The 25,839-nt window shown below is 40.5% G+C and carries 17 protein-coding genes; 9 read left to right on the top strand and 8 right to left on the bottom strand.

Going from position 1 to position 25,839, the window contains the following annotated elements:
• Positions 1-254: 254 nt before the first annotated feature.
• From ESY88_RS08235 to ESY88_RS08215, 5 genes are all read left to right on the top strand, one after another.
• Complete coding sequence (locus ESY88_RS08235; protein ID WP_147087942.1) at positions 255-5,564, top strand: CHAT domain-containing protein; 5,310 nt, start codon at positions 255-257, stop codon at positions 5,562-5,564.
• A 124-nt stretch (positions 5,565-5,688) separates the two neighbouring features.
• Positions 5,689-6,123, top strand: coding sequence for a hypothetical protein (locus ESY88_RS08230; RefSeq protein ID WP_147087941.1), 435 nt, complete (start codon positions 5,689-5,691; stop codon positions 6,121-6,123).
• Positions 6,050-7,276, top strand: a complete 1,227-nt coding sequence (locus ESY88_RS08225) for a phage tail sheath family protein (RefSeq protein WP_189702554.1) — start codon at positions 6,050-6,052, stop codon at positions 7,274-7,276. The genes ESY88_RS08230 and ESY88_RS08225 overlap by 74 nt, the downstream gene beginning before the upstream one ends.
• Before the next feature lie 130 nt (positions 7,277-7,406).
• Complete coding sequence (locus ESY88_RS08220) at positions 7,407-7,841, top strand: hypothetical protein (protein WP_147087939.1); 435 nt, start codon at positions 7,407-7,409, stop codon at positions 7,839-7,841.
• Positions 7,838-9,589 (top strand): hypothetical protein, encoded by a 1,752-nt coding sequence (locus ESY88_RS08215; protein ID WP_147087938.1) that lies wholly within the window; start codon positions 7,838-7,840, stop codon positions 9,587-9,589. The genes ESY88_RS08220 and ESY88_RS08215 overlap by 4 nt, the downstream gene beginning before the upstream one ends.
• Before the next feature lie 17 nt (positions 9,590-9,606).
• Here ESY88_RS08215 and ESY88_RS08210 read toward each other — a convergent pair whose 3' ends face one another.
• The 3 genes from ESY88_RS08210 to ESY88_RS08200 all read right to left on the bottom strand — a co-directional run bounded on the left by ESY88_RS08210 (position 9,607) and on the right by ESY88_RS08200 (position 12,636).
• The gene (locus ESY88_RS08210; RefSeq protein ID WP_147087937.1) at positions 9,607-10,827 is read right to left on the bottom strand and encodes a multidrug effflux MFS transporter; all 1,221 of its coding nucleotides are present in this window, start codon (positions 10,825-10,827) and stop codon (positions 9,607-9,609) included.
• Positions 10,828-11,192: 365 nt separating this feature from the next.
• The gene (locus ESY88_RS08205) at positions 11,193-11,750 is read right to left on the bottom strand and encodes a DUF2892 domain-containing protein (RefSeq protein WP_147087936.1); all 558 of its coding nucleotides are present in this window, start codon (positions 11,748-11,750) and stop codon (positions 11,193-11,195) included.
• Entirely contained in the window at positions 11,740-12,636 is an 897-nt protein-coding gene (locus tag ESY88_RS08200) for a DUF6263 family protein (protein WP_147087935.1), read from the bottom strand. The genes ESY88_RS08205 and ESY88_RS08200 overlap by 11 nt, the downstream gene beginning before the upstream one ends.
• 251 nt (positions 12,637-12,887) lie before the next feature.
• Between ESY88_RS08200 and rpmH the strand changes: the two genes are divergently transcribed.
• The 3 genes from rpmH (at position 12,888) to ESY88_RS08185 (ending at position 16,743) form a co-directional block, all read left to right on the top strand.
• The gene (gene rpmH, locus ESY88_RS08195; protein ID WP_147087934.1) at positions 12,888-13,049 is read left to right on the top strand and encodes a 50S ribosomal protein L34; all 162 of its coding nucleotides are present in this window, start codon (positions 12,888-12,890) and stop codon (positions 13,047-13,049) included.
• Between the two features lie 97 nt (positions 13,050-13,146).
• Complete coding sequence (gene carB, locus ESY88_RS08190; protein WP_147087933.1) at positions 13,147-15,999, top strand: carbamoyl-phosphate synthase large subunit; 2,853 nt, start codon at positions 13,147-13,149, stop codon at positions 15,997-15,999.
• Positions 16,000-16,131: 132 nt separating this feature from the next.
• Entirely contained in the window at positions 16,132-16,743 is a 612-nt protein-coding gene (locus tag ESY88_RS08185) for a T9SS type A sorting domain-containing protein (protein ID WP_147087932.1), read from the top strand.
• Positions 16,744-16,806: 63 nt separating this feature from the next.
• On the opposite strand, the gene ESY88_RS08180 is transcribed toward ESY88_RS08185, so the two are convergent.
• The 3 genes from ESY88_RS08180 to rmuC all read right to left on the bottom strand — a co-directional run bounded on the left by ESY88_RS08180 (position 16,807) and on the right by rmuC (position 19,631).
• Positions 16,807-17,361, bottom strand: coding sequence for an acyl-CoA thioesterase (locus tag ESY88_RS08180; RefSeq protein ID WP_147087931.1), 555 nt, complete (start codon positions 17,359-17,361; stop codon positions 16,807-16,809).
• A 343-nt stretch (positions 17,362-17,704) separates the two neighbouring features.
• Entirely contained in the window at positions 17,705-18,070 is a 366-nt protein-coding gene (locus ESY88_RS08175; RefSeq protein ID WP_147087930.1) for a 6-phosphogluconate dehydrogenase, read from the bottom strand.
• A 169-nt stretch (positions 18,071-18,239) separates the two neighbouring features.
• A complete protein-coding gene (gene rmuC / locus ESY88_RS08170) occupies positions 18,240-19,631 on the bottom strand; it encodes a DNA recombination protein RmuC (RefSeq protein WP_147087929.1) in 1,392 nt (463 codons plus the stop codon).
• A 175-nt stretch (positions 19,632-19,806) separates the two neighbouring features.
• On the opposite strand from rmuC, the gene ESY88_RS08165 reads away from it, so the two are divergent.
• On the top strand, positions 19,807-24,531 hold the full coding sequence (locus ESY88_RS08165) for a DUF4347 domain-containing protein (RefSeq protein ID WP_147087928.1): 4,725 nt from the start codon (positions 19,807-19,809) through the stop codon (positions 24,529-24,531).
• A gap of 32 nt (positions 24,532-24,563) precedes the next feature.
• Here ESY88_RS08165 and ESY88_RS08160 read toward each other — a convergent pair whose 3' ends face one another.
• On the bottom strand, positions 24,564-24,815 hold the full coding sequence (locus ESY88_RS08160) for a hypothetical protein (protein WP_147087927.1): 252 nt from the start codon (positions 24,813-24,815) through the stop codon (positions 24,564-24,566).
• Positions 24,816-24,833: 18 nt separating this feature from the next.
• Complete coding sequence (locus tag ESY88_RS08155) at positions 24,834-25,628, bottom strand: ABC transporter ATP-binding protein (protein WP_147087926.1); 795 nt, start codon at positions 25,626-25,628, stop codon at positions 24,834-24,836.
• Positions 25,629-25,839: the final 211 nt, after the last annotated feature.

The raw sequence follows: 25,839 nt of genomic DNA, 5'->3' as shown, positions 1-25,839 counted from the left end.
TGTTTGAACAGCTGCTTTAGGTTTGATAACTAATAGGTTATATGTTCAAAAATATTGAGTTTAAGTTATGTATATTAAGTTTTTTTGTATCTTTCCTCTGATTACAAGTATATAGTTCCCCACACAATTTCTTTTTGGTTTGTTGTTTTTATGAATTCCCAATGGAAATCACTGTAAAAGTGTTTCTGTCTTAGCGCTGTGTTAAGAACACGAAAACTGCTCAACATGCCTTAATTTTTTTAAATAGCTGTGGCATGATAAAAACTGCAAAATTGTATGGTAACGACATTACCTTATCGCATACCGAAACCGCTCTACCAGAAGGCTTAAATGACAAATTTAGACTCAAACGAAGTATTGAGGTCGCTGCAACCAGATCTGAAAACAAACCTATAATCATAGAGTTTGAGGATGATGATTTGCTAGCGATCCATTTTACTGATAATACCGAATGGATTGGACATCCAGAGGATATTCAAGAGCTTTATGGCAAAAGTGTTTTGGAGAACCGATCAGGAAAACAAGAGGATTATTTATTTGAGACTCAAATCACCGCCGATAACCAAACAAGAGGATTCGTAAGCAGGGCTGTGGTAAAGCTTTTTAGCGTTTTTTCAACGAAAGCGGTCGCAAAGGTGTCTATGACCCAATTGGGAAAGTCGTATGACCAGAAGGTGCAGCCACATCCTGGTCTCTACCAATTAAATGCTGATTTTAAATTAGAACCCTTCAAAAAAACCGCCAAAACACATTATCTTTTATTTCTTCATGGGACCTTGTCCACAACCATCGATGCCTTTTCGGGATTAAAAAGTACGGGTGTTTGGCAAGAAATGCAATTGCTTTATGGATCAAATATAATAGCACTTGAACATTATACCTTGTCTCAAAGTCCATTGCAAAATGCGCTGGATTTCTTGCTGGCTTGTCCAGATGATTGCACTTTGGACATCTTAAGTCATTCACGAGGTGGCTTGGTTGCCGATATTTTGGCGAAATGTGACCATCGTAATTTTGATACGCAAGTTGGCTTTAGCGAAAATGAATTGAGTATCGTTTATAAAGAAGATAAGGTCTCCCATAAATTGATGCTCAGTATTAATGAATTGGTTATTAGTAAGCGCATAAAAATCGTCAAGATTGTTAGAGTGGCCGCACCAGCTAGTGGTACAACGATCTTATCGCGAAGAGTGGATCATTTCTTCAATTTATTGCTCAACGCCATATCCTTGGCATTTGGGATTAGAAACCCAATGTACGAGTACGTGAAATCGTTTTTATTGGAGCTCATCAACCAGAAAGAAGATCCAGAGGTTTTACCAGGGCTAAACAGTATGATGCCAGAAAGTGTTTTCCAAAACATGATGAACGCAGCAGATACTGCTGTGGTAAGCGATCTCTTTGCCATTACTGGCGATGCCGATGCCTCGGGAATCAACCTTGATTCCTTGAAGGTTATTCTGGCCAATCTATTCTATCAAGCAGCCAATGATTTGGTGGTCGATACACGTCGCATGCTTCATGGCGTGCAGCGTCGAGACGGTATCTACGCCTTTCCGTCTAAGGGAAGTGAAACCAACCATTTCAAGTATTTCTCAAATTCCAATACCCAAAATGCCATTTTGGAAGCCCTACTGGCTTCAGAAAATAAACCAGCACTGAGTTACACTAAAATGGTGCATTCTGCTGCCGATAGAGGGGTGGTGCTCGATTTATTTTCTATGGATGGATTTTCACTAAAACCAAAAAATATAACTAGGGACGTGGTCATCATTGTTCCAGGGATTATGGGTTCTACCTTGGCGACCAATAACGAAGATCGCTGGGTTAGCTTCTCCAATCTCAACAAAGGCACCATAGCCAGCGACCTGAATATTAGCGCCACAAATGTGGAAGCTTCTGGCATTATCAAAAAATATTATGCCAAAATGGGCGCGCATTTTGAAGCTAATCATGATGTCATTACTTTGGAATTTGATTGGCGAAAATCGGTCAAATCTGCTGCAGTGGCGCTAAAGGAACTTTTGGATTCCCTTTCTCAATTAAGTATTGGTGTCAATATCGTGGCGCATTCCATGGGAGGTTTGGTGGTTAGACAGTGCATGATGAGCCACAAGCCAACTTGGGAGCTGTTTTCCAAAAACAAAAACAACAAATTCATCATGTTGGGCACGCCTTGGTTGGGTTCTTATTTGATTATGGAGGTGCTTACAGGCCATAGCAAAAGGGTAAAACAATTAGCAGCAATCGATTTTAAAAACTCTAAAAAGGATCTGTTGAAAATATTTTGGAAATATCCTGGAGTCTTTGAGTTGATGCCAATAGAAATGCACAGCAAAAGAGCGTTTTGGGAAACTCAATTTTGGGATGAGCTAAATGAAAAAGCCAAATTGGAGGTCATGCCTCCCGCAGAAAAAAACACACGCGCCCTTAAGGATTTTGAGGATTTTAGAACTGAAGTCATAAGCTTTTTGGACCATTTGGATAAAGAGGACAATGACGGTTTTTTCAAGAATATTTTTTACATCTGCGGAAAAGCAAATGAAACCGTATTCGATTACACTTTTAAAAGTCGCTTTTTATCCAAAAATGAAAAATTGGTTTACAAGGCTACCTCTTATGGTGATGGCAGTGTGACCTGGCAATCTGGAATACCTAAACAATTGAAGGGCAGTAAAAATCTGTATTACGCCAATACATCGCATGGTGATCTCGCCAATGAAACCTATATTTTTGAAGGAATTGCCGATATTATTACCTCTGGTAGTACCCTTAAGCTAAGTGCAAATTCTCCTGCATCACGAAGTGGTGAGATCATTAGCGAGGTTCACGAATATGCCGAGCCACTTGGCAATAAAACCGCGGTGCTGGATGCCATCTTTAATGTAGAACAACCCACCGAGCCAGTAGCAGAGTTGATCACTGTCACGGTTGTGAATGGTGACCTCAAAGTGGCTTCTTATCCTGTTTTGGTTGGTCATTTCTATATGGATATGATTTTAAGTGCCGAAAAAGCCTTGGATGGCTATCTCAACAACCGCTTATCCCAACGCTTGGATATAGGGTATTATCCTGGTAGGGTGGGAGAGAGTGAAGTTTTCTTCAATTTAAAAACGCAGCCAAAAGGTGCGATCGTTTGTGGTATGGGGGACAGTGATAAACTCACTACTTTTTTGGTCGCTAAAACGGTAAAAATGGCCACCTTAAAATATGCAATGTTCATGCGTGATAATTATACCTTACCTGAAGCGAAGCGATATGCCAATGGCATTTCGGTTATTTTGATTGGCATAGGTTATGGTAAATTGCCAATAGAGGATTCCATCAAAGGTATTTTATTGGGTGTTTCCGCAGCGAATACCTATATTAAAGAAAAGGGTGAGGGTCTTAAACTTATTAAGGACATTGAAGTCATCAATTATTATGAATCTATTGCAAGCCAGGCTTACTTCAGCCTAAATAGAATCAAGGATAATGATAATCGCATCTTGATAAATTTGAAAAAGGGTATTTTAAGACGTACCGGAGCCAAGAAAAAACAACTATTTGGTGATAGTCAGTATAATTGGTGGTACAACCTTCACATCAACAGCATTGTTAAACAAGCTGAAACTACTACAGAGCCCAATAAAGTGGTGGGATTTAATTACTATGCAACCAATGGTACGGCAAGGGTGGAGCAGGAGATGATAGGAATAGGTCTGGACCGCATAAATTTGCTTTTAGAAGATAAAGCGTATCAATTCATTTGGAATAAACGATTGTCAAAAACCTTATTCGAGATGTTGATCCCTAATGATTTCAAGGACATTTTTAGAAATCAAACCAACATGATCATCAAGATGGATAGGCAAAGTGCCCAACTTCCTTGGGAATTATTGCACGACCCAGAAACTGATGAAACACCAGCGTCGGTAAGTTCTAGTTTTATTAGGCAGCTGGTGGCAGAGAGTCCAGACGATTTCGACAAAGTAGCGCTCAGCAATAATAATGCTTTTGTGGTGGGAGATCCTCTGTATGAAAACGAAAATCTACCACAATTGCCAGCTGCTAAAGCCGAAGCGGAATGGTTAAATGGCCAATTAACCAGATTTGGCTTTACGAGCAATGTTTTGCTTAACAGTACTGCCACCACAATTATGATGGAGCTGTTCAATAAAGATTATAAGATCATGCATTTTTCTGGTCATGGGTTATATGCTCCAGAAAAAGGCGAAGTAGGTATCGCCATAGGCAATGGGATATGTATCGATCCTGCCATGATCAAGCAATTGGGCTATGTGCCAGAATTTGTGTTTATTAATTGCTGCTATTCTGGCGCTGTGAATGCCGCAGATGATAATTATAGTAAGCAACGCTATAAACTGGCGGCAAATGTGGGCACACAGTTGATTGAAATGGGCGTGAAAGCCATAGTTATTTCTGGTTGGGCAGTTGACGATGCCGCTGCCAAAACATTCGCTGAAGCGTTTTATAATAAAATGTTTGAAGGTTACAATTTTGGGATGGCGGTACAAAAAGCGAGAATGGCTTGTTACCAACTTCATAAGAGCACCAATACTTGGGGTGCTTACCAATGTTATGGCAATCAGTTTTATCAGTTTGACAGTAGAATGAAAACCAAAAAAGAGGATCTGGAATACGTGATTTCCTCCCAGGTCTATACAGATTTAGACAATCTACTCATTGCCATAAGAGATCAAAAATACAATACGGTGGCGACCTTAACCAAGCTGGAATTTTACCTTGAAAAGGTGCAGAATGCCAATTTATTGGATGCCTCTGTGCTTGAAAAGGAAGCCATGATCTATAACGAGTTGGGTTATTCTGAAATCGCATACCAAAAATTCAAGGATTTATTTCAATACACGAGCGGAAATTTCTCTATCGAAGCCCTAGAGCAATACTGCATCATCAAAACCAATCGTATTCAAAAAGAAACGCTTTTGGAAGATCTCCACGAAATTGAATTTTTGACCTTGATTGGAAAAAATCCGAGCCGACTCAATATCGTTGGTAATGCCTATAAAATAGCGTCCAAACTCTTAGACACCAATAAGGAACGCATTGAGTATCTAAAAAAAGCGTTTACCTTTTATGAAGATTCCTATAAAGCTTCGAGTGATCCTTATAGCGGTGAGGCGCTGGATGCCATGTCCAATTTGATTTTCATTGGTCATATCCTAGAACTTTTGGGCGACGATAAATTGTTGGATAGAATCAATAAAAGTAATGCCTTCGAGAGTATCGTGGATGTCAAAACCTACTTGCAGGATTTTCATCAGGAATTGGAGAGTTTTGACAAAACCGATTTAGATGTTTCGGTGCTTATTGGGATGGCTGAAGCCAATTACGGTTTGATGTTATTGGACAGCAAGTTTAAGCCGAGTATTGAAATAGAGATTATTGACCGCTTTAAACATGTATTCCGTTTGCTGTACAGTCCGCGGTATATCAAATATGAAATCATTCAAATTGAATTTTTACTTTTTTATATTAAAGATGAAGTGATTAAAAAACAATTGGAAGCCATAAAGTTGGAAGTACAACAATTGCTGAATTAGAGTGGAGTTTGAGGCAGGAAGCGCGAAGCACAGAGAAATAGCTGTTAAATTTTAATTTTGAAAATCCTAAATCCCAAATCCCTCAAACCTTATCAGTTGATTGGGATAACAAAATATACAGATTATGTCAAAATCCAGAAAACTAAAAACACCAGGCGTATATGTAGAGGAAATAAGTTCGCTGTCTCATCAGGTAGTTCAATTGCCTACAGCGATTACAGGATTTGTGGGGTATAGCCTAACAAATTCTTATCAGGGTAAGTCGTTTCAAAATAAAGCCGTGAAGATTCACTCCTTAAGTGATTATGAAAGGCATTTTGGAGGTACTGCAAATATACAATATCGGTTAAAACCTGTTTCGGTTCCTCAAAATCAAAGCGATGCTTATGATGTTTTTATTCAGGGTAAAGCTTATGTTATAGAGCCAGAGGAAAATCGTTTTTGCTTGTATGAATCGGTAAAGTGGTTTTTTCAAAATGGTGGCGATGACTGCTATATTATTTCCGTGGGGACTTATGGGGGAGTTAAAGATTTCCGTGGGGACTTATGGGGGAGTTAAAGTAATCCCAGATTTTTCAATTGCTCAATTTTTGAAAGGTCTTGGCGTGGTGGAGACAATCTCAGAAATTACATTAATTGCAATTCCTGATGCCGTCTTTTTGGAGTCATCAGATTGTTTTCAGCTTCAGGAAGCCATGGTGGCGCAATGTGAAAAATTACAAAATCGTTTTGCCATCTTAGATGTGTATTCTGGTAATGAGTCCATTGCAAGCTCAGCAAATCCTATAAAAAATTTTAGAACACAGTTAAATGCAAGGGCATTAAACTATGCTGCAGCTTATTATCCCTGGTTGCATACCGGTTTAAAAAGCCATACTGATGTTGATTTCACGAATTTAAATGAACGGTCAAAAGTGTTGTTGCGTCAAATCTGTGAACAATTCATCTCTAAAAATTTTAATGCTTCGGAAGCAAAAGCCATAAAACCCTATTTGGACTGTATAGCAAAACCGATGCAGTCAATCCCAACAATTAGCGTACAGCAACTGCTAACTTCAGAAGAAGCTCACAAAAAGCTGAATCAAATCATTCCCGATTACAAACAGATCATGCTTGCCTTATTGAAGCAGGAAAACCTCATGCCTCCATCGGCAGCAATGGCAGGAGTCTATACGGTTATGGATAAGACCCGTGGCGTCTGGAAGGCTCCTGCGAATGTAGGTGTAGTAGGAGTTGTCGCTGCTTCTGTGCGCATTGATTCCCAGCAGAATCAGGCTCTTAATGTCGATGTTTCAGGAAAATCAATTAACGCCATTCGAGAATTTCCCAATCGGGGTATTCGGGTTTGGGGAGCACGCACATTAGACACAAACCTTTTAGAAACGCGTTACATCAATACAAGCCGTACGCTAATTTCAATAAAACAATCGGTAAAATGTGCTCTAAAACCATTTGCCTTTGAACCTAATGACCAAAATACCTGGCAGCGAATCAATGGGATGGTCGAAAATTACTTGAATACATTTTGGCGAGAAGGTGCCTTGGCAGGTTTAAAAGTGGAGCAGGCTTATTTTGTCACTATTGGCTTAAATCGAACCATGTCCCAACAAGACATAAATGCCGGCCTATTGAAATTGGAACTTGGCGTCTCCTTCACACGACCTGCGGAATTTAGCGTAATTCGAATTGTACAGAAGATGGGTGCAAATTAATATAAGTGCCATCCAATTTTTAAAAACATTATAATTACAACTTATTGTCCAAAATACTAAATATTGAATCCTACCTCCAATAAAAAGTCCCCTTTGGGAATTTAGGAGACAACACACAAAAAATAATCTTATGAACTTCAAACGCACCACAATCATCCCCTTAGACGATGCTGAATTGGCAAAGCAGTTATTTGATGCCTACTTAAATAAGGAATTTATGATTCTCATGATTATTTTGGGCGATACAGACAGTATTAGAAAAGCCTTGCCTAAAGCAGATAATTTGGCTACCAAATCTTACTATGGCATGGAGCGGTGGGTGCTTTGGATCAGGAATCACGATGTTTTAGAATCCACATTAAGGCCACTCTTGGAAACTAATGAGCAGGATGAAACGCTTGTTTATGAAGACGTTAAATGTTTTAGCACTTCGCCAATTTTAGACGCTGCCACAGGTGTCATCCTCAAAAATGCAGAATTGAACTACCTCAGTTTACAGCGCTCCTTTTTTAAGGCGCAATCCCATGATACGGGACTCATTAACGATGTAAACAACAGTCTATGACAAATTTAAAAGCAATATTAGTTTGTGTGCTTCTCTTGTTTTCGCTAGCAAAGGTTCAAGCTCAAATTATTCAGGTTACCGAAATTGATCGTGGATCTTCACGCTCTATTTCGCTTGCAGAGGCGCAGATCATTGATATTAATGCCAGCTTGGAAATCAATTTGTCCAAAACCGAACTTCTAAAAATGATTGCCGAGCAATATCCACAATACACACAACAAACTGCGCTGGAGTCCAAAATCAATGCAATAAGCGACGCTTTGCTCAACCAAGAGGCCATTTTGAATAGTTTAATCCTGGGTGTTGAAAATGTTGAAAGCCAACAACAATTTTTCGATTTAATGGAGCTGTTCTTAATGACGATTGGGGAGAATGAGATGCTGAGCCAGCGTTATGAAATCTTAAGCGAAGCATACTTCAATCTTGAAAATCACGAAACACTCAACATGGAGGCCTATATTTTTTCACGATTCAATGCTGATGCTTTAGAGCTGAAGGAACAATTGAAACTTATGGAAGCCACCAAATACAATGTGAGCTTGGTCGCATTTAAGAAGGATAAGTTGGGAGGCGATCGTGTGCACGTTCAAAACTTTGATACCTATACTGAAAGGGATTATGTTACCATTGAACGCTGGGTAACCAGTTTGAGCGATTCCCAAGAGGAACAAATTGCTGGATTGGCCGAAAAAGCAAAGACAAATGAAGCAAAGACATTGCGCATTTTTGAAAGTTTAAAAACCAAACTAATAACCTATTTGCCAAATTTGGATTGTGTGCAAGCTCAAAAGGAAAACCTAATGACCTTATTGAACAATCCAGAAACCTATGGCGACCTAACTGCTGATATCACATTACAGGCCAACGAATTGTTCTCCCGATTGAATGCATTGAGCTCAATGGTGACAGCCTTCAAATCAGACATAGGCTCGTGGACCATTACCACGCCTTTTGAATTAAAGACCAACCTTGAAAATTTCTCAAAAAACTCAAAACACCTTACAGAGGATTTTGAGCTATTAGAGTCTTTGTCAAAAGCCATTGAGCGCTTAAGGCCTAAGTTTGATCAACTATTTCAGGGATTTGAGCCCTGTGTTCTTGAGTTCGAGGCTTACTTCAAAGTAGTCCAAGAGACCCTTACCTTATTGAAGCTGCAGCAATCCAACTATATCGTAAACAAAACTATAGGCGATGAGGTTCACAGATTCAGTATTGATAATTTACCGAGTAAAGGATTTATCAATCTAAAAGGCACAGGCAGTCGAACTAATGGTGATGAGCTCGTTTTGGAAGTAGTGTTGCGAGTGCCCTCAACCCTAGAGGGGGCACCAGAACAACAGTTTTTGTTAGAGCAGCGCAGTTTTTATATGCAACTTATAGGAGCACGATCTGAGGTGGCAGTTGGTATGATCCTGGCAAATCCCATTGGGTCAACCAATCCTGCGATTGACCCAGCGCGAAGTTTTTTCTATGCACCTTCTGCTTCGATTTTGTTGAAATTTGGTTCTAAAAGCTCTTATTTTTATAATGAATTTGTAGATTTAGGTGTTGGTCTCAATTTCGCTGCATCCGATTTTGATACCGACGGCACCCCCGAATTCGGAACCGGGTTGGTAGTCACAGGTTTTAAAGACATCATCAGTTTCGGTATCAATTATAACGTGACCTTGGATGAGCCTTACTGGTTTTTTGGGATTAATTTACCTTTTAATCTGCCAGGATTGCCAATCAATTCCGTAAAGAATTAAAGAAGAATCCATACCAATTAAATCCTAACATTGGCAACATGTAATACCCTGCGCTGCAGTTTTAAATAGTACATAGTCGCAAAACTCAATACTCCAAATATTGAAAAGCCAATAAACAAAGGCAAAACAGAATCATTTACGAAACCACCGATAAAAGTCGCAATTGGCACTGCCATGACTGTAGATGCAAAACCATTGATGGCTGCACCAATACCTGCAATGTGGCCCAAGGGCTCCATCGCTAAGGATCGCAAGTTTCCAAAGAGAAAACCAACTGCAAAAAATTGGATCAGAAAGAACACAATCAACACCTGTATGCTCGGGTTGTTGCCCGAATAAAATAGCAGCACATAAACAATGGAATTTATTGCAAATGCAACGGTAGCGAGCAGCACGATGTGAAAGGCACCAAATCGCATGACCAGTCTGCTATTGGCAAAAGTGGCGAATCCCACGGCAAAAGCAGTACTTGCAAAAATATAGGGGAACAGTTCTCCCAAATGGTATTGCTCTTGAAAAATCTGTTGGGCGGTGCTCAAATACACCATAAAGGATCCTGTGATAAACCCAGAAATTATGGTAAAGGCCACTGCCTCCTTATATCTTATAAATTCTTTGGCACCTGTTATAAATATGGAGGGCTTAAAAGCGATGCGTCTCTCTTTTGGAAGGGTCTCTGGTTGTCGCTTAAAAAACCAAATTATAACAATTAGACCAATGATGAGGTTGACATTAAATATGGCCTGCCAATTAAATAGCTGCATCACAAACTGTCCGTAAGTAGGTGCAACAATTGGGATTAGGATAAAAAACATGGTAATGATAGACAGGATCTTGGCCATATAATCACCACTATACGTATCCCGCGTCATGGCAATGGATATGGTTCGCGGGGAAGAAAGCCCAATGCCTTGAAAAACCCTTGCGATGATCATGGTTTCAAAATTTTGAGTCGTGACACATACAATGCTTGCGATTACAAAAAGGCTAAATCCAAAATACACCATTGGTTTTCTGCCGAAACTATCAGATAAAGGGCCAAAAATTAATTGGCCAAAGCCCAAACCCAAAAAAATCATGGTGATCAAAAGTTGGTTGTCTTGAGGATCGGTGACATTCAGGCTGTCTCCTATCTCTGGCAAAGCGGGTAGCAAGGCGTCAATAGAAAGTGCTACAATAGACATTAGAGATGCCATGAGTACTACAAACTCTAACTTGAAGACAGGTGTTTTTTTCATATTGCAAAAGTACTTGAATTACAAAGTCGGTCCTTTAAAGGCGGTATTAATTTTATATTAAAAGGAGACTCACATCAAATCTTTCTGTAAAAAAGACTCGTTAATTTCTGAAAGGAGGCCTGGAAAAATTTTCCGTAATTTGAGAAGTTTAGGCGCCGATAAGAGATTGCTCAGATAAAACGGTCAGCCTCGTGCAATAGGATTCATAAAAGCTGTGCTTCAAGCTCAAAATTATCGGAATAATAAAAAAGACATACTCTTTTTCGATTAACTAGATTAATTTTTCAGCATACGTTGTTGATGGGTTCTATGCGCGCGCGTAGCGTTATCGAATTAGCGGGTCAACTATGATGATTTAAGTGAGCCTAACGTCTCGCATTTCGATTCCCATAATGTTGTTTTGGGCCTTGCGATTTTTTCATACCGTCTTTCATCATCTTGATCTGTTCAGTCAACATACCGCGTTTATCAAGCTTTTCGGCGTCTTTGAGGAGTTTTTTAGCTTCTATGGCTCTGCGTTTGCTAAATGCAATGCCGGCAAGGTTTAGTTTGGCCATGGCTTTGTCATGATCCATAGAGAGGCCAAGATCCAAAGCTTTTTTGAAATGCTTCTCGGCGTCATTCATATTGGTTTGTGAAACCATTACCCCGTGAAGAAAATAAAAATAACCTTCTTGCTTTTTGACCAATGCACCTGAAGGGCTTTTAATCTTATCCAACCAGCGTTTGGCGCCCTCAAAATCTTGTTTTCTTAATTTCAAGAAGGCCAATAAAATGAGTTCGTTTTTAAAATATAGAAAAATAAAGATCGTCGAGAGTAAAATGTACATGATACCATTGCCAATGTTGCTTTCTGTAAATTCATAGATGGCGTAAGCGATGATCAAACCGGCGATGACCAATTTTATATTTTTATTGAACATAAGTTTCTGTTTTATAAGTTGTTTTCGTATTCACTGTCGTTGGCAATTTCATTCCTTGCATGGATTTCATGGTTGATAGGCCCGAGGCAGATGAGGAGGTTTCCATACTTTTAATAAAGCCGTTTGATTTATAGGTTTCAACTGCGGAAGTCATTGTGCCTTCAAGATCCATGCTTACGCTTTCATCGTCGGTAATTAAATGTACTTTACTCTTCCCTGAAATTTTGTAAACACCATTGGTAAGGCCTTTGAGGGTCCAGGTGTTTTCTGAAGATAAATCGCCTGTATAGGCATTTTGCCATGAATCACCAACCTTAACCGAATTTGTGGGATAAATATAGGTAAGCTGTTCAAAACTTTGGGATAAGCTCTCATTTCCAAACTCGGTTTTCATGGCCTCTTTCATGAGTTCTTTGGTGAATTCATCCATATCGCCAGCAGCATCCACCATTCTTGATATCAATTTTTCTGTACCAGAAATGGATTTTATTTTACCATTACTAAATAAAACCATCTTAAGCGTGGTTTTGGTAAGGCCAGAAAATAGTTTGTCTTGCATTTCATCGTTAGATAAATCAGCCGTATTTACAGACATGATATTCCCTGCGAGATTAGAAGTGGAATTCATTTTGAAACGATCAAACTTGAAGTTCACATTAATGACGCTGTCATTGACACTAATCACATAGAAGCTAAAATCGCCCTCAATACTGTTCTTCACGATATGTGTGGTGTCTTCCATATCTTGGACAATATTTTGGTCTGCCTTTTGGAAGATTTTGAAACGATCACCTTGCTTTAAATTATAGGCCAAATTCATCTGGGCGTGACCAGATAACATGCCAAAAATAAAGACCACCAAATATTTGACAGCGAGGCTTTTCATATATATTTTATTATTTGCGAGTGCAAAGAACGTGATTTTTATGATTTCTACCTAAGCAATTCAAACATGAAATCATGATTTTAAAGCCATAAATTCGTGAAAATTTTAAAGGGATCGATCAAATTCAATAAATCTTGAACAATTTTAAATTTAGGTTTGGCAAAATCAAAAGTCTTTGTATATTTGCACCCAGTTTTGAGATAGCTCTCAACATATAAATTACGACTATAAGTTTTTAAAAAGATAAGACAATGCCAAAAAGAACGTTTCAACCGTCCAAACGAAAAAGAAGAAACAAACACGGTTTTAGAGAAAGAATGGCTTCTGTAAACGGAAGAAAAGTTTTAGCGCGTAGACGTGCTAAAGGTAGAAAGAAAGTGTCTGTATCTTCTGAAGTAAGACATAAAAAATAATGATTAACAATTGTTGATATTTAAGGGCGTTACTTCGGTGTAACGCCTTTTTTCGTATCTATTCATTAGTTATTTTTGAACTTTTAAAATTCATAAAATGCCAAAGAACAACAACCTTAAATCCATTTTAATTATTGGTTCTGGACCTATTATTATCGGTCAAGCCTGCGAATTTGATTATGCTGGTACTCAAGCCCTAAGATCACTTAGGGAAGATGGAATTGAAACCATTCTCATCAATTCCAACCCTGCCACCATCATGACAGATCCCACCATGGCAGACCATGTCTATCTCTTGCCATTGACCACAAAATCTTTAGTGAAAATACTAAAGGAGCACCCTCAAATCGATGCGGTTTTACCTACCATGGGTGGTCAAACTGCCTTAAATCTATGTATCGAAGCCGATGAAAAAGGCATTTGGGAAGACTTCAATGTCAAGATCATTGGTGTGGATATCGATGCCATCAATATTACAGAAGATCGCGAGAAATTTAGAGAGCTTATGCTCAAGATTGGCATTGGCATGGCGCCCCAAGCAACTGCAAGTTCTTTTTTGAAAGGAAAGGAGATCGCTCAGGAATTCGGGTTTCCACTAGTGATTAGGGCTTCCTATACGCTTGGCGGGGATGGTGCTTCCATTGTTCACAAGGAAAAGGATTTTGATGCATTGTTGACACGTGGCTTAGAAGTATCTCCAATCCATGAAGTCATGATCGACAAGGCGCTTATTGGTTGGAAGGAATACGAACTGGAACTCTTACGCGATAAAAACGACAATGTCGTGATCATCTGTACCATAGAAAACATGGATCCCATGGGCATTCACACGGGTGATTCCATAACGGTGGCGCCAGCGATGACGCTTTCCGATAAGACCTACCAACGCATGCGTGACATGGCGATCCATATGATGCGAAGTATTGGTGATTTCGCTGGAGGGTGTAACGTGCAGTTTGCGGTAAGCCCAGACGAAAAAGAAGACATCATAGCTATCGAAATCAATCCGCGTGTGTCGCGCTCTTCAGCATTGGCAAGTAAAGCCACCGGTTATCCTATCGCTAAGATTGCTGCAAAATTGGCCATTGGTTATCACTTGGATGAATTGAAAAATCAAATCACTGGCACCACATCGGCTTTATTTGAACCAACTCTGGATTATGTGGTCGTGAAAATTCCACGATGGAATTTCGATAAATTCGAGGGCTCAGATCGTACCCTCGGGTTACAAATGAAATCAGTTGGTGAGGTCATGGCCATTGGAAGATCTTTTCAAGAAGCGCTTCACAAAGCCACACAATCCTTGGAGATAAAACGAAATGGATTGGGTGCCGATGGGAAAGGCTATACCGATTACCATCAAGTCATTGATAAATTGACCAATGCGAGTTGGGACCGTGTCTTTGCGATATACGATGCCATACAAATGGGCATACCTTTGAGCAGGATTCATGATATTACCAAAATTGATATGTGGTTCTTGAAACAATATGAAGAACTGCACCAATTGGAAAAAGAGGTCTCAAGATTTAATATCAATTCCATAGAACGCGACTTATTGCTTGAAGCCAAACAAAAAGGATATGGTGATCGTCAAATCGCACACATGCTCAAGTGTTTGGAAAGTGAGGTCTATAACAAACGTGTGGAATTCAATATCAACCGTGTTTATAAATTGGTTGATACTTGTGCTGCAGAGTTTAAGGCACAAACGCCATACTATTATTCCACCTTTGAAAATGAGATGGAAACTGCAGATGGTGAGCGTCACTCGGTAAACGAGAGTGTGGTTACAGATAAGAAAAAAGTCATTGTTCTGGGCTCTGGTCCTAACCGAATCGGGCAGGGCATCGAGTTTGATTATTGCTGTGTCCACGGTGTATTGGCCGCTGCGGAATGTGGTTACGAAACCATCATGATCAACTGTAACCCAGAGACCGTTTCAACCGACTTCGACATTGCCGATAAGCTGTACTTTGAACCTGTGTTTTGGGAGCATATTTATGACATTATTCGTCACGAAAAGCCGGAAGGTGTCATCGTGCAATTGGGCGGCCAAACAGCTTTAAAGCTTGCTGAAAAATTGGATCGCTACGGGATAAAAATCATAGGGACCACTTTTAAATCCTTGGATTTGGCTGAAGATCGCGGTAGCTTCTCCAACTTGCTGCAGGAAAATGACATTCCCTATCCAGAATTTGGTGTGGCGTCTAATGCAGATGAAGCCATGGCGGTTGCCGATAAATTGAACTTTCCCATTTTGGTAAGACCTTCCTATGTGTTGGGTGGCCAAGGGATGAAGATCGTGATCAACAAAAAGGAATTGGAAGAACATGTGGTGGATTTACTGCAAAAAATTCCGAATAACAAATTATTGCTAGACCATTATTTGGATGGCGCCATTGAGGCGGAAGCAGATGCCATTTGTGATGGTGAGAACGTTTACATCATCGGTATCATGGAGCATATCGAGCCTTGTGGTATCCATTCTGGCGATAGTAATGCAATCTTGCCACCCTTTAACCTGGGTGAATTCGTGATGCAGCAAATTAAGGACCATACCAAAAAAATCGCTTTGGCATTGAATACGGTTGGTTTAATCAACATTCAATTTGCCATCAAGGATGATATGGTTTACATCATCGAGGCCAACCCGAGAGCGTCTCGTACTGTGCCTTTTATCGCCAAGGCTTATGGCGAACCTTATGTGAATTACGCCACGAAAGTGATGCTGGGCGAGAAGAAGGTGACCGACTTTAATTTCAATCCGCAACTAGAGGGTTTTGCGATCAAACAACCGGTGTTCTCTTTCAATAAATTTCCTAATGTGAACAAACAATTAGGCCCAGAGATGAAGAGCACAGGAGAAAGCATCCTATTTATTGATAGTTTAAAAGATGATCAGTTTTATGAACTCTATGCGAGACGCCGCATGTATTTAAGTAAATAATCATTTCCTTTTTAATAAGCTAAAGCCATCAGATTTTTTGATGGCTTTTTTTTAAAGGTTTATTTTTTTAACAGTTTACTAAAATTTTTGCTGTATCTTATAATCGTATTCACACATAAAAGTAAAATAACTATGAAAGTAAAATTACTTTTTATATTTTTTATTACCGTTTTTGCTGCGACTGCGCAGACAACAGAAACTTACGATCTGGATTGGTTTACAGGTATTGGAAACGATGTTGATCTAACCATTGAAACTGGTGATACGGTTACGTGGACCTGGACTAGTCCTAACCATACCGTAGAGAATAATCCAAATGGAACAAGTGAAGAAACATTTGATAGTGGTTTATTACAACCCAATGGTTCTGTTTTTTCATATACATTTACACTTCTAGGATCAAACGACTATTATTGCGGTATTCATGGCGCAAATAGTATGTCTGGCACTATCACAGTCTTAGCTGAAGGAACACTCAGTAGTGTTCAATTTGAAAAGCCTATTGCTTTTTCAATCTATCCGAATCCAAGTGTCGAGTCCATGAAAATTTCTCTACCCAGTTTAATTGACGGGGGCCTGAATTTGGCGGTTTTTGATATTTTAGGTAAGCAGATTTATTCAAAATCTTTAAATGAACTCAACTCTAATATCAACATCTCAAAATGGAATGCTGGGATTTATTTAGTTAGAATTTCGTCTTCCGATGAAAGTATTAGCTTGGTCAAACGCTTCGTGAAACGTTAAGAATGATTGTTTTTAGTTATAAAGCCTTCAGTGATGAACTGAAGGTTTTCCTTTTTTATACACTCAATATTTATCTGGCAGCTCAATCTTGACATTGTGTTGTTTCAATTCTTCCATATAATTTTCATAGGAAAAACTGGCCTTATCAAATTCGCTCTTTCGCATCCGTTTGGTTTGGGTGCGTTTTATGGCCTTCAGAAATCGCTTCACTTCATTTTTATCATTGAGGATCAATCCTGGTACATTGACTGAGTTTCCGTGGTCATCTTTGGCAACCATTGTAAAATAGGATGAATTACAATGCTTGACCTTTCCGGTTCTAATATTTTCAGATTCAACCCGTATGCCCACAACCATTGAGGTGTGGCCCACAAAGTTGATCGATGCCTTCATAGTTACCAACTCACCAATATCAATGGGGTTTAGGAAATCAACGGTATCTACCGAAGCAGTCACGCAATAGGTCTCTGAGTGTTTGGAAGCGCAAGCAAAGGCAATCTGGTCCATAAGGTTTAGGATATAGCCCCCATGAATTTTCCCGCCAAAATTGGAGTGGGAGGGCTGCATCAATTCTGAAATATTAATCACAGAGGCTTCAACGGTTTTAAAATCGGTCATGAGTAGTGGTTTTGAATTGAGTAAATTGAGTTGCGGGCTGTTGTTTCAATTGAAGAAGTTTGTCTACAACGGTTTAGATTTTAGTGATTTAGAAATTTGTGATATTGTTTGAATTTTATCCTTTTGGGCAAATTTGAGGATTGAGAATAAAACCAGAATCGTACTCTATATTAGAGGGCTCATTGATGAATTATTTTTAGAGGTTAATAAAAATAAGGGCCGAAGCTCTAAAATACTTTTTCTTCTGAATTAATTGAACAATTGTGCTTTTGAGTCTATGAAGCAACGCAAATGATTAAAAATACTGAAAACAATGAAAACTGAAAGACATTGGAAAAGTATATTATTTTCTAACATGTGGCGAGTCCTCCTGCTCCACTTTGGTAACAAAATACTTAGTATCCCCCAACCAAAAGAAAGTGCCAAAACGCTGGGTGTAGCTCAGTTTTACATAGTCGCCTTGAAACTCCTTTAAATTTTTGATGACCTCTTCATCCTTATCCAATACCGAAAAAGAAAAAATCTGGGCACCTGAAATCCCTTGGCTTATCTCGCCTTCCCAAGTTTTGATAATAACACCTTTAGTGCTGAATTTGATGAGCTCCCCCGAACGATAGCCTTCACTGTATGGCACAAAATAAATCACGAGATAGTAAATCGCCAAAATGGCAATGGTAGAAATAACGACAATACTTATGACTTTTTTCATAGGATTTGTTTTTTAAAGTGCGTTATGATAATAGACATTTAAAGCTTTATACCCACAAATATATCCCAAATTTGTTAGTGGGTTGCCTAAAGGATTCGATTCATCGCATAAATTTTGAAAGCAGTTGGTTCTTAGGTTTCAAATTGATAGTATCATTTGGTATTATCAATTATTCTTCCTCGTCATCCATCGCCTGATCAATTATGGTTTCGGGTAGCGATTTTTTGGCTTTGGCGCCCATGCGTTTCAGTTTTTGGACGCTGCTGATCAAATTGCCACGTCCCTCCACCAATTTGTTCATGGCGGAAGAATAATCTTTTTTGGCATCATCCATTTTTTTGCCAACACCCGTAAGGTCCTTGACTAAACCTTCAAACTTATCGTAAAGTGCACCGGCCTGTCTTGCGATTTCAATGGCATTGCGCTGTTGTTTTTCGTTGTTCCACATGGTGTCAATGGTACGCAAGGTGGCCAAAAGGGTGGAAGGCGTCACGATCACAATATTTTTCTCGAAAGCGGAGGTGTAGAGTGCATTTTCGGCGTTGATGGCTATGGCGAAAGCGGGCTCTATTGGCACGAACAACAGCACAAAATCTGGTGACTCCATATCGTAAAGATCGTGATAGTTTTTTTCTGAGAGCTGATCCACATGGCGTTTTAGTGAATTGATGTGGGCTTTCAAAAATAATGGGCGTTGGTCTTCATCGGCATTGACGTAGCGCTCATAATCGGTTAGCGACACCTTGCTGTCAATGATCATTTTCTTGTTGTTGGGTAAATTGAGCACCACATCGGGGAGCACTCTTGTACCGTCTGGCCTAGTGAAACTCTGTTGTACAAAATACTCACGGTCTTTTTCAAGCCCCGATTTTTCCAAAACCCGCTCCAAAACCAGTTCGCCCCAATTGCCTTGCATTTTGCTGTCGCCTTTAAGCGCTTTGGTGAGGTTGCTGGTTTCTTTGCTCATTTGTTGATTGAGGTCTTTCAATCCCAACAATTGTTCTTTCAAAGCGGAGTGCATGCTGATGCTTTCCTTTTGGGTATCGTCCACCTTTTTCTCAAAAGTCTGTATTTTTTCTTGTAAGGGGCTCAAGATGTTCTTGATGTTTTCTTTATTCTGAAGTGTGAATTTTTCCGATTTCTCATCGAGGATTTTAGTGGCCAACAGTTCAAAATCCTTCCGGAGCTGAATTTGGCGCAGTTCCACTTCTTCTTCGCGTTGGGTGTAGCGATTTTGCAAGTTATTGAACTCAGTGGTTTTCCGTGCCAATTCATTACCCAAAAACTCCTTTTCACGACGAATGTCTTCACGGTCCAACTCGATTTTTGATATGGCCTCAGCATATTCAGCCATTTTGGCTTTGTAATTAGCCTCTTGGCTTTGGCTTTCCGTGGCGTGCTGTACCTTGTTTTCTTGGAGCTGTTGTGATAAGTTGATATTCCGCTCCTCTAAAGTGCTCTGCTCGCTTTTGCTTTTTAAGGCATTGAATCGCATGCCCAAATAGGCGCCAAGAGCTGCGGAAATTAGAATCGTTAAAAGGAGTATGATGGAGTCGGTCATAAGGACGGAAAGATATTTATCCAAAGATAAAATAAAAGCGTAAAGCATGCCGAAGTGACTCTTGAACTTATCAAGAAATGGCAGTCTGTTTTGAAGCTCTAAAAAAAAAATAAATGAGATAATTGTAATAGTTGAATTTTTTTTGTAGTTTAAAAACAAACATAACCTTTTTACTATGAAACATTTAACTACTCTCAAGCTTATTGGTTTTCTTATTTTACTGCTCATAACATCGCCAGTTATTCATGCGCATAGCCTTTTAAGTGATGACCCATTATTAGACACCAAAGATGATATTACGAGTTCAATAGACCCATCGGTAAATGTATTTATCGACAAAGATGTACTTCAAGCGGAAGCATTGTTAAATACCACATTAAACCATGATGATGGTGTTTTTCATTTGTTTACCCACGGTAAACCTGGGCAACTCCTTATTGATGGTCAATGGCTTCAAAAAGAAGAAATAGTCTCTTTTATCAATTCAAAATTCAATTTCCCTTTAGGGGAAAACTCCGAAGGACAAAGGGGCCTTAATATCTACGGCTGTAACTTCGCCCAAGGCGAAAAAGGTCAAAAGGCAGTCGCCTACTTAGAAAAGCAACTGGGCATTACCATAGCAGCTTCTACCAATGTGACCGGTAAAGATGGCGATTGGCAACTGGAAAGCGGCACACCAACGCAACTCAAGGCTTTGCAAAATTATGCCTACAATCTGCAAATTAGTTGTCCTAATGGTTTAGATGTGCACATTGCCAATGATGTTTCTGGTTCTGTGAATAGTACGGAGTTTAGCCAGGCCAAAGATTTTATAGCTCAATTGGGTGCCTCTTTCGATAATGATTTTGGTACGCTCAACACTCAATCTAGAATTTCTATTAGCAATTGGTCTGCTGGAAGTAATCGTTTTGTAGAATATGACTTTCCATCTGCGGGACAAAACTATACCACAAGTATAGCAGACATCTTATCCTACTCATCATCATCTCGACCATTTGGAGGCCAAACAGATGTATATACCGCTTTACTCAGAGCAAATGAATGGGTAAGACAAAACCCCGTTTCAGACCGTGATGTGCCCAAAGTTATTGTATTACTAACCGATGCAAGCTGCAGTCAGGTTGCTAATAATATTTCAAGTTTAGCAACACAAATTAAAAATCAAGGGATTTATATTGTGGTTTTAGCCATTGATGATGCAGCGAGTTGCACCGCCCTTCAAGGTATCAACGTGGCTTCTGCAGGAGGATACTTTAGTGCTAATAACTACAACACTTTACAACAAGATGCCATTACCTTTATACAAAATATTGCAACTGCAAGCTGTGATAACGGCGGACCTGCATTTTTTGATTTGACGGTAAGCCTCTCCGATTTTGTAATAACAGATTGTAATACCACAGCAGTTGCCTCTGCAAACTATACGGTGTCTAACATTTCTTCGGGAGATGACTTTAATGCCAATCTTCAGGTGTCTTTTTATAATGGCGACCCAACCCAGCCGGAAACACAATATATATTTACGGACAATGCGGGCACGCAAAACCTGGCCAATGGTATGGGTACCTATAGCAGTACTGTAAATAGTGATGCACTCATTAATACCAGCACGCTCTATGCTGTGGTGAATTTTGATGGCAGCTTACCGGGTAACGCTGTGCCTCTATCCTTAAGCGATTTAAGTAACCAAATCAATGTAGCAAACGAAGGTCGAACATTTAATAACATATCTACCCCAGTCACCCGTGACGACGGTGCTGGTTGTCAGCCGTTTTCAACTATCGATGTACAAGTTTCTAACTCAGGTGTGGGCTGTGATGATGAAGTTATTTATACCCTACAAATTTGCAATACCGGTACGGCAGATGCACTCATGAGTCCCAGTGATATTATCCCATACGCTCCAGCAGGCTTTAGCCTTAGCAGTAGCACACTTATCGGTACCGATCCATTTGATAACCTAACCGGAATAACAGCTTCTCAGCTGGGTCAGGACATAGATGGTGAGGCGCTTGGTGATGGTAGCGGCGCTTCAGTTTCTATGTCGGCAGACGGCACCACCGTGGCGATTGGAGCTAGTGCAAATGATGTCAATGGCTCCAATTCAGGTCACGTTCGGGCATATCACTTGTCGGGCGGCACCTGGAATCAGCGCGGACAAGACATTGACGGAGAGGCGGCGTTTGATTCTAGCGGCTTTTCGGTGTCTATGTCGGCAGACGGCAACACCGTGGCGATTGGAGCAATAGGAACTGACGGTAATGGTTCAAATTCCGGTCATGTAAGGTTATATGACTGGTCGGGTACTGCTTGGATTCAGCGTGGATTAGACATTGATGGAGAGGCAGCTGGTGATAGCAGCGGCTTTTCGGTTTCTATGACGTCAGACGGTAACACGTTGGCGATTGGAGCAAGGAATAATGATGGTAATACAGGTATCGATACCGATAACAGAGGTCACGTTCGGATATATGACTGGGCGGGTGGCAGCTGGAATCAACGTGGACTAGACATAGACGGTGAGGCAGCTGGTGATGAAAGTGGCTGGTCAGTTTCTATGTCGGTAGACGGTAACACTGTGGCAATTGGAGCAACTGATAATGATTCTAATGGTAGTAAATCTGGTCACGTTCGGATATATGACTGGTCGGGTACTGCTTGGACTCAGCGTGGATTAGATATTGATGGCGAAAATAGTAATGATGAAAGCGGCTGGTCGGTTTCTATTTCGGCAGACGGCAACACGGTGGCGATTGGGGCAATTGATAATGATGGCGGTGGTGGAAGTTCAGGACACGTTCGGGTATATGAATGGTCGGGTACTGCCTGGACACAGCGTGGGTTAGATATTGACGGTGAGGATAATGATGATGAAAGCGGCTATTCAGTTTCTATGTCTGCAGACGGCAACACCGTGGCGACTGGGGCACATAGAAATGATGGTAATGCCTTTCGGGCTGGTCACGTTCGGGTTTATGACTGGTCGGGTGGCAGCTGGACACAGCGAGGATTAGACATTGACGGCGAGGCATTTGGTGATTATAGCGGTAGATCAGTCTCTATGTCAGCAGACGGTAATACGGTAGCGATTGGGGCACCTAGTAATGATGGCAATGGCACTTCTTCAGGTCACGTTCGGGTGTACAGTTACGGCTCTGGCGCTGAAATATTACCTGCCAGCACTTGCGCCACCTATGAGTACACTTATAACATTACTGGTGTGGCAGCAACGGCAGGAACCCCATACGATTACAGCCTAGCGGTAAATGCAAGTGCCCAAAGTGGCAACGACCCGGTTACTTTCACGCCCAACACAAACTTTAGCGCAGATGGAAATACCGGCCTAAACGGCTTTGACGGTGCAGTGAACAACACAGATGATTTAACCTATGATGGTGTTACAACGCCTTGTACTGCGGGAGATCAAATCGCGGTAAGTGTTTCCATGACCGGGGACGGGTCTTGCCCAGGTTCGTTTAGCACAGCCACGGTAACTGTTGAAAACACAAGCGGTACAACAATAAGTCATGCCCTACTCACTTTAGATTTATCGGGTACCGATGCTTTCTATAATGGAGAGCCTTATAACTTTACCAATGGCATGGTACTGGAAGAGCCCAATATCTTTGATCCTGCTTATCCAGCAGTACCCAATGCTCTTTCAAACCAAACGGGCAGCCAACAGTTGGCTATATTTGCCTTACCAGATGGTACATCTACCTTTGAATTGGATGTAGCCGTTGGCACTTCAGTAATCGATTTATCAGCCACAATAGCCCAAATACCTACAAATCTTAATGCAGGTGGTTCGGCAATTGGATCAGCTGGTATAGCCCCAGCAGTAGAGCCTAGTATCTCAGGCACTCCACCAGGTGATGTCACTACTGCCGCAACAACAATAGCATTGAGTGGGTATGCTGCTACCAATGCAACGAGTGTTAGTTGGACGTCGGGGAGCAATGGTAGTTTTGCCAATGCTAGCACAGCCAGCACTACCTATACCATCAACGATCAAGATCGTGCCTATGGTTTTGTGGAGTTGTCACTGGAAGCGCTGTCTTCTGGCGGATGTTCAACACTCACTAGCTTTCGTGTAAATATCACTGGTGGTACTTATGACTATGGTGATGCGCAAAGCAGCTTCGATAGCGGTGAAACCCAACTTCCAGTCGCTGGTGCAGCCCTTATATCAAATGATGTGTTTTTAGGCACAATACCAGCAGATGCAGAAGCGGCGGCTCAGCCCACTGCAGATGCTACGGGTGACGGCGCAGATGAAGATGGCTTACAGACCTTGACTTTCGGTAATTTTCAGCCTGGTAACCTCTACACACTTAGTGTAGATGCCACAAACAATAGTGCAGCTCTAGCTTATTTACATGCGTATATAGACTGGAATGACGATGGCGACTTTATTGGGGATGAAGGTGAAAAATCACTTTTGGTAAATGTACCTGCCGGTTCAGGAGCAGCTACTTATGAGGTTAACTTTATCATACCAAGCAATGGCGCTGCCTTTACATCAAGTACCATTGTAAGATTACGACTGAGTTCAGACGAATTTGCAGCTGGCAGATCTTATGGTGCAGCTGCCAATGGAGAGATAGAAGATTTCCTTATAGATGAAACCCTTAGTGTAGAAAATCTTGAAGCAAAAGGGATATCCATTTATCCAAATCCGGCTAGTGATTTCTTGATAATTGACTTTGGTCAAAACGCAGGTAGATTTAATACTGTGGAATTGTATGATATTACAGGTAGATTGATGTCTAAAACGAGTCTAAAAGAGAATCCACTAGACAAAGTACAAGTAAGAATAGATCAATTAAATGCTGGTATTTATCTTCTCAACCTAAGTTCAAAAGAGGATCAATTCAGCCAGAGAGTGATTATAAGATAGCACAAAATAAAGGAGTTAATTCTTCATTATAATCAACATCTAATTGTAAAACAACCCTCAAGGTAAAATTTGGGGGTTGTTTGTCTTTTATAAGTTCTAGTTAAGTAGAGCATCACTAATTTAGAAGCCAACAGTTCAAAATCCTTCCGAAGCTGAATTTGGCGCAGTTCCACGTCTGCTTCGCGTTGGGTGTAGCGATTTTGCAAGTCATTGGACTCAGTGGTTTTCCGTGCCAATTCATTACCCAAAAACTCCTTTTCACGACTGTTGTCGTCACGATCCAATTCAATTTTTTAAATGTATTATTTCTTGATCCTGAAACTCCCCGTTAGTGCATCAAAGGCAATTAGATCCTCAGGAAATAGCGTTTCAAAGATCCCTTGCTCTATCAAATGGCATGGCGTATCATAAACCACATCATTGGGCGTCATCACGATCATGCTATCACACAATTGAATGGCCAAATCAATCTCGTGGGAGGAAAACAAGATGGTTTTCTGGGTCTCTTTTGTGAGTTTTTGGAGCAATTTCAAGATGTAGGCTTTGTGATACATGTCTAGATGCGTGGTGGGTTCATCCAAGATAATGAGCTCGGTGTCTTGGGCCAAAGCACGGGCGATCATGACGTTTTGTAGTTGGCCGTCACTAAGTTCATGGCATTTGCGATGTTGCAAATCGTTGAGATGCACTTGATCAATGGCAGTGTTGACGATAGATAAATCTGCTTCAGAAAGCGTACCAAGCCAGTTGGTGTAAGGTTGGCGACCAAGCGCGATCAATTCAAAGACTGATAGATTTTTAGACAACAACTGTTCCGTTAGCACTAAGCTCAAATGTTTGGCGAGTTCCAAAGCGGAATACTCTGACACCCTTCTGTTCTTGATAAAAATGGAACCATCCAAGGCAGCTTGTGTGGCAGATAAGCTGCGTAGCAAGGTTGATTTCCCGATGCCGTTTGCGCCCACAAGTCCAATGAGTTCGCCTTTTTCCAGGGAAATATTGATGTTTTTGGCCACAACAGTTTGGCCTTTCTTGGATGCATACCCAATGGAAAGGTTTTCGGTGCTCAAAATGCTGTTGTGTGTGTCCTTTGACATTGTTTTTGACTTAATACCTGTTGATTAATATGTTGAAAAAAAAGAGTCTCAAAGTTCATTTCGTGTCCAGGGTATTTTATTTTTCTCTAACCTCTAACCTCTAACCTCTAACCTCTAACCTCTAACCTCTAACCTCTAACCTCTAACCTCTAACCTCTAACCTCTAACCTCTAACCTCTAACCTCTAACCTCTAACCTCTAACCTCTAACC

Origin of the sequence: Subsaximicrobium wynnwilliamsii (assembly GCF_007997225.1) — a bacterium.
GTDB lineage: Bacteria > Bacteroidota > Bacteroidia > Flavobacteriales > Flavobacteriaceae > Psychroserpens > Psychroserpens wynnwilliamsii.
This window is presented reverse-complemented; position numbering and strand designations above follow the sequence as displayed.

Bases quoted from the DNA above. Each gene is read 5' to 3' on its own strand.
- ESY88_RS08205 (WP_147087936.1), bottom strand. From the start codon at position 11,750: ATGTTCAATAAAAATATAAAATTGGTCATCGCCGGTTTGATCATCGCT.
- ESY88_RS08180 (WP_147087931.1), bottom strand. From the start codon at position 17,361: ATGACCGATTTTAAAACCGTTGAAGCCTCTGTGATTAATATTTCAGAA.
- rmuC (WP_147087929.1), bottom strand. From the start codon at position 19,631: ATGACCGACTCCATCATACTCCTTTTAACGATTCTAATTTCCGCAGCT.
- ESY88_RS08200 (WP_147087935.1), bottom strand. From the start codon at position 12,636: ATGAAAAGCCTCGCTGTCAAATATTTGGTGGTCTTTATTTTTGGCATG.
- ESY88_RS08185 (WP_147087932.1), top strand. From the start codon at position 16,132: ATGAAAGTAAAATTACTTTTTATATTTTTTATTACCGTTTTTGCTGCG.
- rpmH (WP_147087934.1), top strand. From the start codon at position 12,888: ATGCCAAAAAGAACGTTTCAACCGTCCAAACGAAAAAGAAGAAACAAA.
- ESY88_RS08210 (WP_147087937.1), bottom strand. From the start codon at position 10,827: ATGAAAAAAACACCTGTCTTCAAGTTAGAGTTTGTAGTACTCATGGCA.
- ESY88_RS08230 (WP_147087941.1), top strand. From the start codon at position 5,689: ATGTCAAAATCCAGAAAACTAAAAACACCAGGCGTATATGTAGAGGAA.
- carB (WP_147087933.1), top strand. From the start codon at position 13,147: ATGCCAAAGAACAACAACCTTAAATCCATTTTAATTATTGGTTCTGGA.
- ESY88_RS08155 (WP_147087926.1), bottom strand. From the start codon at position 25,628: ATGTCAAAGGACACACACAACAGCATTTTGAGCACCGAAAACCTTTCC.
- ESY88_RS08225 (WP_189702554.1), top strand. From the start codon at position 6,050: ATGACTGCTATATTATTTCCGTGGGGACTTATGGGGGAGTTAAAGATT.
- ESY88_RS08175 (WP_147087930.1), bottom strand. From the start codon at position 18,070: ATGAAAAAAGTCATAAGTATTGTCGTTATTTCTACCATTGCCATTTTG.
- ESY88_RS08235 (WP_147087942.1), top strand. From the start codon at position 255: ATGATAAAAACTGCAAAATTGTATGGTAACGACATTACCTTATCGCAT.
- ESY88_RS08220 (WP_147087939.1), top strand. From the start codon at position 7,407: ATGAACTTCAAACGCACCACAATCATCCCCTTAGACGATGCTGAATTG.
- ESY88_RS08215 (WP_147087938.1), top strand. From the start codon at position 7,838: ATGACAAATTTAAAAGCAATATTAGTTTGTGTGCTTCTCTTGTTTTCG.
- ESY88_RS08165 (WP_147087928.1), top strand. From the start codon at position 19,807: ATGAAACATTTAACTACTCTCAAGCTTATTGGTTTTCTTATTTTACTG.